Raw genomic sequence first — 6,345 nt, 5'->3', positions numbered from 1 at the left:
AGGGCCAGCAGGAACTCGTTCCAGGCCTGGATGAACCCGAACACGCCCGTGGCCACGAGGCCGGGTGCGAGCAGCGGGAAGGTGATGCGCCAGAAGGCGCCGGTGCGCGAGCAGCCGTCGATCATGGCCGACTCCTCGAGCTCCACCGGCACGCCGTTGACGAAGCCGCGGAGGGTCCAGATGGTGAAGGGCAGCACGGTGGCCACGTACACCAGCGTGAGGCCCACGATCGTGTTGAGCAGCCCCCAGCCGTCGAGCACCCGGTAGGTCGAGACGATCATGGCCTCGGCCGGGATCATCTGGATGATGAGGATGACGAAGATGAAGGTCTTGCGGCTCCGGAACCGGTAGCGGGTGACCGCGAGCGAGGCGAGGAAGGCGAAGACGAGGGCGATGACGACCGTCGAGATGGTCACCATGAGCGAGTTGCCGAGTGCGGGCAGGAAGGGCGCCCGGCCCGGATCGAAGATCACCGTCTCGTAGTTGGCGAGGGTGAGGTTCTGCGGCACGAAGTTCGGCACGCTGCCACGGATCTCGTTGTTGGGCTGCAGGGAGGTGTTGACCATCCAGTAGACGGGGAACACCGAGAAGGCGAACACGACGATCGAGGCGGCGCCCAGCAGGATGCCGGTCAGTCGCTTGCGGGACAGGGTCACTGCTCCTCCTCCTTGAGGCTGCGGCGCACGTAGAGCACCGAGATGGCCACCATGAGGATGACCATGATCACCGCGATGGCGCCGCCGGTTCCGTAGTCGCCCTGGCCGAGCGAGGTCTGGTAGATGTACACGCCGAGGGTCGAGGTCTCCTCCTTGATGCCGCCGATGCCCTGCAGCGCGAAGATCTGGGTGAAGACCCGCAGATCCCAGATGACCTGCAGGATGACGACGACCACGAAGATCGAGCGGAGGTAGGGGAAGACGATCAGCCGGAAGCGCTGCCAGGCACCCGCGCCGTCGAGCTGGGAGGCCTCGAGCACCTCCTCGGGCACCTGCGTGAGTCCCGCGAAGATCGTGAAGGCCACGAACGGTACGGCGCCCCAGGTGACGATGATCGTGGCCACCACGAAGAACGAGAACGGGTCGATCAGCCACGAGTGGTTCGTGTAGTCCTGCCCCGAGACGGCCTCGAGCAGGTAGTTCACCACGCCGTACTGGGTGTCGAACATCCAGCCCCAGACGATGGTGGCGGTGAGGGCGGGCATCGCCCAGGCCAGCAGCAGGCCCACGCTCACGAGCACCTTGAAGAACCGGTTGACCCGGTTCATCAGGAGCGCCACCAGCGTGCCGATCACCATCGCGGCGATCACGTTGGCGAGGCAGAACAGCACGCTGCGCGCGAGCACCGCCCAGAACTGCGGGTCGCCGAGCACCCGCGCGTAGTTGTCGAAGCCGATGAACGGCGCCGGAGCCCCGAACACCTGGGCGCGGCCGAACTCCTGGAACGACATCACGAACAGCTGGATCAGCGGCCAGCCGATCACGACGGCGAGGATGAGGAGCGCGGGCAGGAGCAGCACGCCCGGGGTGAACCGGCCGGGTCTGGCCCTCGAGGGCCCCCGCTTGCCGTTCTTCTTCGGCGCGAGCGGCAGCTCTTGAACGCCTCCGGACTCGTGCTCCCGGACCAGCATCACAGAGGAGGTCATGGTGGGTACTCCCAGTACGATCGAAGGGTGCTCACCACCTTCCTAGGGCGATGGGCATCTGGGCTGACGGTGGCCGTGTTCGCGCACGGCCACCGTCATTTCTCTCGCTCTACGAGTTGAGGATGCCGTCGATCTTCTCGTCGAGGTCCGCGGCGAGCGCCGCCACGTCGCCGCCCTGGGCGATCGACACGAAGAAGTCCTGCAGCGCGCCCGAGGCCTCCACGTCGGCCCACTTCGGCGAGGCCGGGGTGAGCTTGGAGTTCGCGGCCGCCTCGGCGATCGCGGTGGCGACCTCGTCGGTGCCGAGGGTGTCGGCGAGCGAGAGCTTGGCGGGCACGAGGCCGTTCTCGCCGAGGATCGACTGGTACTCGTCGCTCAGCATGATCTCGAGCGCGTCGGTGGCGAGCTCCGGATGGGCCGACTTCGCGGCCACGGCGATGTTCGAGCCGCCCGCGAACACGTGCGCCGCGCCGCCGTCGGCGCCGGGGAGTGCGTAGACGCCGAGGTTCGGCTCCTGGTCGGGGCAGCCGGGGGCGTCTGCATCGGCCGGGGCGAGGATCGAGCCCTTGAGCCAGCTCGGCGCCGAGAGGTTGGCCACGACGCCCTCGCAGAAGGGCACCTGCGGGTCGGTCTCGTTGCCGTCCTTCGCCGCGACGGAGGCCTTGGTCATGACCTCCTGCACCTGCTTCAGCCCTTCGATCGACTCGGGGCTCGAGAACGTCGACGTCCAGGTGTCGCCGTCCTGCTCGGCGATCTCGCCGCCGGCCTCCCAGATGTAGGGCAGCGCGTTGTACCAGTCCTGACCGGGGAAGTAGATGCCCGAGACGCCCGGATTGGCCTCGGCGAGCGCGATGCCGTTGGAGACGTACTCGTCGAGAGTGGTGGGCACCGAGAGGCCTGCGTTCGCGAGCAGGTCCTTCTTGTAGAACACCAGGCGTGCACCGGAGTAGTAGGGAGCGGCGTAGAGGGTGCCGTCGTAGCTCCCGGCCTCCACGAAGCCGGGCAGCAGGTCGTCTCCGCCGATCGCGTCGTAGACGTCGGTGAGCGGCAGGAACGCGCCGGCCGAGGTGAACGCGGCGGCCTGCGTGTTGCCCACCTCGACCACGTCGGGGCTGTCCGAGCCCGAGAGGTTGGTCGTGAGCTTGTCGACGAGGCCCGTCCAGCTCTGCTCCTCGATGGTGAGGGTGCTGCCGGGGTGGTCGGCCTCGAAGGTGGTCTTCAGGTACTCCCGCGCGGCATCCGGGGTGTCGGTGCCGTTCAGCCAGACCCGGATGTCGGCGGTGTCGTCGCCGGAGCCGGAGTCCCCCGATCCTGATCCTCCGGCACACCCGGCGAGCGCCAGTGCTGCCGTGACGCCGAGAGCGGTGACGGCGAGTGTCGTCTTCCTCATGGTGTTCTACCTTTCCTAGGGCGATGGTCGCCGGCTGGGCACCGGCTGGGGTGAGTGCAGGTGGTGCTGGTCCGTCAGGAGACTCCGAGGCGCGAGGAGAGCACCATGACGGCGGCGCCTCGGAGCACGATGTCCGGCCCGAGCGCGGTCATCCGGAGCGTGACGGAGCCGTGGAACTCGGCCATCGTCCTTTTCCGGAGCGTCTCGACGGTGGCGCTCGCGAGCGTTCCGTCGAGAAGATCTGTGGGGCCGCTCAGGATGACCTCGCCGAGGTCGAGCGCTCCCACCACGGGGGCCAGCGCGATGCCGAGCCGCTCCCCCGCCTCGCGGAGCACGGCGTCGCGTTCGCGCGCGTCGCCGTTCTCCGGTCGGTCGAGCCTCGCGTGGAGGTTCGGGATGCTGAGCCAGGTCTCGAGGCAGCCGTGCTTGCCGCACGCGCAGACCGCGCCGCCGTCGGTGCCCACCACGACGTGCCCGATCTCGCCCGCGGCGAAGCGGCTGCCGAACAGCGGGGTGCCGCCGAGCAGGAGGCCGGCACCGACACCGTGGCCGATCTTCACGAGCATGGCATCGCTCGCCGCCCCGCCGAAGCTGTGCTCGGCGAGGATGGCGGCGTTGGCGTCGTTGGCCACGACCACCGGCACCCCGAAGCGCTCGGCGAGCAGAGCCTGCAGGGGCACGCCCTGCCAGCCGAGGTTGGGGGCCGAGAGCACCACACCGCCGAGGTCGACGACACCGGGCGAGCCGACGCCGATGCCGAGCACGGGCGCGGTCGCCGCGGCGACGAGCTGCTCGGCGAGGGCCACGACCTTCGCGAGCGCCTCGTCGCCGGTGGAGCCCGCGAGCTCCACCTCGGCGCGGGTCGAGATGGCGCCGTCGAGATCGAGCAGCGCACCCGTGAAGACCGAGTGCTCCGAGAGGTCGAGGCCCACGATCACGAACGCGCTGCGGTCGAGGTCGAGCAGGGTCGCGGGCTTGCCTGGCCTCGTCTCCTCGCGCTGGCCGAGTTCCACGAGCAGTCCCTCGGCGATGAGCTCGGCCACGAGCGCACTCACGGTGACCCGGGTGAGGCCGGTCTCGCGGGCGATGTCGGCCCGGCTGCGGCGACCGTCGCGGTAGAGGGTCTGCAGCACGAGGGAGCGGTTGTGCCCCCTGGTGTACTCGGGCAGGGCCTTCGTGCTCGGCCTCAATGCCTTCCGCAGCTGCGTCATGTTTGTTAGTAAAGCTTACGAACATACTCGGATCAAGAGGTTCGACGCTTTTGTGCACGGTCTTTACAAACCCGTAACATGGCGCCGCCTGAGCGCCTACCATGGAGTCCGTGTCCGATCAGTCCCGCCCGATCCGCCTCGGCGTCAACGATGTCCTCCACTTCGTGCTCGAGATCTTCCTCTTCGTGAGCCTCGGCATCTGGGGCTTCCTGACCTGGCCGTTCCCCTGGAACATCGTCATCGGAATCGCAGCGCCGCTCCTGGCGATCCTGATCTGGGCCCTGTTCCTGTCGCCCCGGGCGGTCATCGCGATCGACTCGTTCGGGCGAGCACTGGTCGAGATCGCCCTCGTGATGGCCGCGGCGCTGGCCTGGTTCACCCTCGGGCAGCCCATCGTGGCCGTCGTGTTCGCCGTGCTCGCCATCGGCAGCGGAGTCATCGCGGGGCGCAAGGCGCTGACGTGAACCTCGTCCTCCACGGAGCCCGCAAGCTCGACGCCGACGGCATCGTCGACGACGTCTGGCTCGCCGTGGAGGGGGACCGCATCCGGGCGGTCGGCACGGGAGACGGGTGGCGCACGGCGGTCACCGACAGCACCGAGCTCACTGAGGTCGGTGAGGTCGCCGAGGTCATCGACGCACGCGGAGGCTGGCTGACCCCCGGCTTCATCGACCTGCACGTGCACGGCGCGGGCGGCCACGCGTTCGACGACGGGCACGACGCGATGCTGGCGGGGCTCGCGGTGCAGCGCGCCCACGGCACCACCCGATCCGCCGTCTCGCTCGTGGCGAACCCGCCGCACGAGCTCGAGGCGAGTCTCGACGCCGTCGCCCGCCTCGCCCGCGTCGATCCGCTCGTGCTGGGTGCGCACCTCGAGGGGCCCTTCCTCGCCCCCACCCGCAAGGGCGCTCACCGCGCCGAGTTCCTCGGCCACCCCACCCCGCACCTCGTGCGCGACCTCGTGGCCGCCGGCCAGGGCAGCCTGCTGCAGATCACGCTCGCCCCCGAGCTCCCGGATGCGCTCGGCGCGATCGAGACGTTCGCCGAGGCGGGCGTCGTGGTCGCCCTCGGCCACACCGAGGCCACGTTCGACCAGGCGCGCGACGCCTTCGACCGCGGTGCCACCCTGCTCACCCACGCCTTCAACGCGATGCCCGGCATCCACCACCGCTCCCCCGGGCCCGTCGTGGCCGCGTTCGACGACCACCGCGTGGTGCTCGAGCTGATCGCCGACGGCGAGCACGTGCATCCGGCCGTGCTCGAGCTCGCCTTCCGCAGCGCGCCCGGGCGCATCGCCCTCGTCACCGACGCCATGGCCGCAGCAGCGGCCTGCGACGGCGACTACCGCCTCGGCTCGCTCGAGGTGACGGTCACGGGCGGCCTCGCCGTGCTGCGAGGCACCGACACGATCGCGGGCTCGACCCTCACGCAGGACGCCGCCCTGCGCACCGCCATCACGGCGGGGGTCGACCCCGTGCAGGCCGTCGAGGCGCTCACCGCCACGCCGGCGCGCGCGATCGGGCGCTCGCACGAGCTGGGCGCCCTCCGCCCCGGCATGCTCGCCGACCTCGTGCTGCTCACCTCGGCCCTCGAGGTCGAGCTGGTCGTGGCCGCCGGGGAACGGCAGAGCCCCCGCCCGGACTGACCGGGGCGGGGGCTCTGCGACGCGCTCGGGTGCTTACGCGCCCATGCGCTCCTTGAGGTTCTCGTCGAGCGTGGCGAGGAACTCCTCGGTGGTCTGGTAGCCCTGCTCGGGGCCCACCAGCAGTGCGAGGTCCTTCGTCATCTTGCCCGACTCGACCGTCTTGATCACGACGTCCTCGAGGGTGAGCGAGAAGTCGATCAGCTCCTGGTTGCCGTCGAGCTTGCCGCGGTGGGCGAGCCCACGGGTCCAGGCGAAGATCGAGGCGATCGGGTTGGTCGACGTGGGCTTGCCGGCCTGGTGCTGGCGGTAGTGGCGGGTCACGGTGCCGTGGGCGGCCTCGGCCTCGACGACCTTGCCGTCGGGCGTGGCCAGCACGGAGGTCATGAGGCCGAGCGAGCCGAAGCCCTGGGCCACGGTGTCGGACTGCACGTCGCCGTCGTAGTTCTTGCAGGCCCAG

General features: G+C 69.9%; 7 protein-coding genes. 2 read left to right on the top strand and 5 right to left on the bottom strand.

The genetic code is table 11. The features are described from left to right. The 4 genes from Q0D57_RS18970 to Q0D57_RS18955 all read right to left on the bottom strand — a co-directional run. Positions 1 to 656, bottom strand: a 656-nt coding sequence (locus tag Q0D57_RS18970) for a carbohydrate ABC transporter permease (RefSeq protein WP_291046960.1), incomplete at its 3' end; no start/stop codon positions are given. Next, positions 653 to 1,642 carry a sugar ABC transporter permease gene (locus Q0D57_RS18965; protein WP_291046959.1) on the bottom strand — a complete coding sequence of 330 codons (990 nt, stop codon included), beginning with the start codon at positions 1,640 to 1,642 and terminating at the stop codon, positions 653 to 655. The genes Q0D57_RS18965 and Q0D57_RS18970, both read right to left, overlap by 4 nt. Positions 1,643 to 1,751: 109 nt before the next feature. Beyond that, a complete protein-coding gene (locus tag Q0D57_RS18960) occupies positions 1,752 to 3,032 on the bottom strand; it encodes an extracellular solute-binding protein (protein WP_291046958.1) in 1,281 nt (426 codons plus the stop codon). Between the two features lie 74 nt (positions 3,033 to 3,106). Beyond that, positions 3,107 to 4,243: an ROK family transcriptional regulator gene (locus tag Q0D57_RS18955; protein WP_291046957.1), complete on the bottom strand. Its 1,137-nt coding sequence runs from the start codon at positions 4,241 to 4,243 to the stop codon at positions 3,107 to 3,109. 110 nt (positions 4,244 to 4,353) lie between these two features. Between Q0D57_RS18955 and Q0D57_RS18950 the strand changes: the two genes are divergently transcribed. Then, positions 4,354 to 4,707, top strand: coding sequence for a YrdB family protein (locus Q0D57_RS18950; RefSeq protein ID WP_291046956.1), 354 nt, complete (start codon positions 4,354 to 4,356; stop codon positions 4,705 to 4,707). Then, complete coding sequence (nagA, locus tag Q0D57_RS18945) at positions 4,704 to 5,888, top strand: N-acetylglucosamine-6-phosphate deacetylase (protein WP_291046954.1); 1,185 nt, start codon at positions 4,704 to 4,706, stop codon at positions 5,886 to 5,888. The genes Q0D57_RS18950 and nagA overlap by 4 nt, the downstream gene beginning before the upstream one ends. Before the next feature lie 33 nt (positions 5,889 to 5,921). On the opposite strand, the gene Q0D57_RS18940 is transcribed toward nagA, so the two are convergent. After that, positions 5,922 to 6,345, bottom strand: a 424-nt coding sequence (locus Q0D57_RS18940) for an isocitrate/isopropylmalate family dehydrogenase (protein WP_291046952.1), incomplete at its 5' end; no start/stop codon positions are given.

Origin of the sequence: Herbiconiux sp. (assembly GCF_023264895.1) — a bacterium.
In the GTDB taxonomy this organism is placed as follows: Bacteria; Actinomycetota; Actinomycetes; order Actinomycetales; family Microbacteriaceae; genus Herbiconiux.
The sequence above is the reverse complement of the archived record's forward strand: the minus strand, read 5'-3'. Positions and strand labels throughout refer to the sequence as shown.

Excerpts from the sequence above, each read along its gene's own strand:
- Q0D57_RS18965 (WP_291046959.1), bottom strand. The coding sequence starts at position 1,642 with ATGACCTCCTCTGTGATGCTGGTCCGGGAGCACGAGTCCGGAGGCGTT.
- Q0D57_RS18960 (WP_291046958.1), bottom strand. The coding sequence starts at position 3,032 with ATGAGGAAGACGACACTCGCCGTCACCGCTCTCGGCGTCACGGCAGCA.
- Q0D57_RS18955 (WP_291046957.1), bottom strand. The coding sequence starts at position 4,243 with ATGACGCAGCTGCGGAAGGCATTGAGGCCGAGCACGAAGGCCCTGCCC.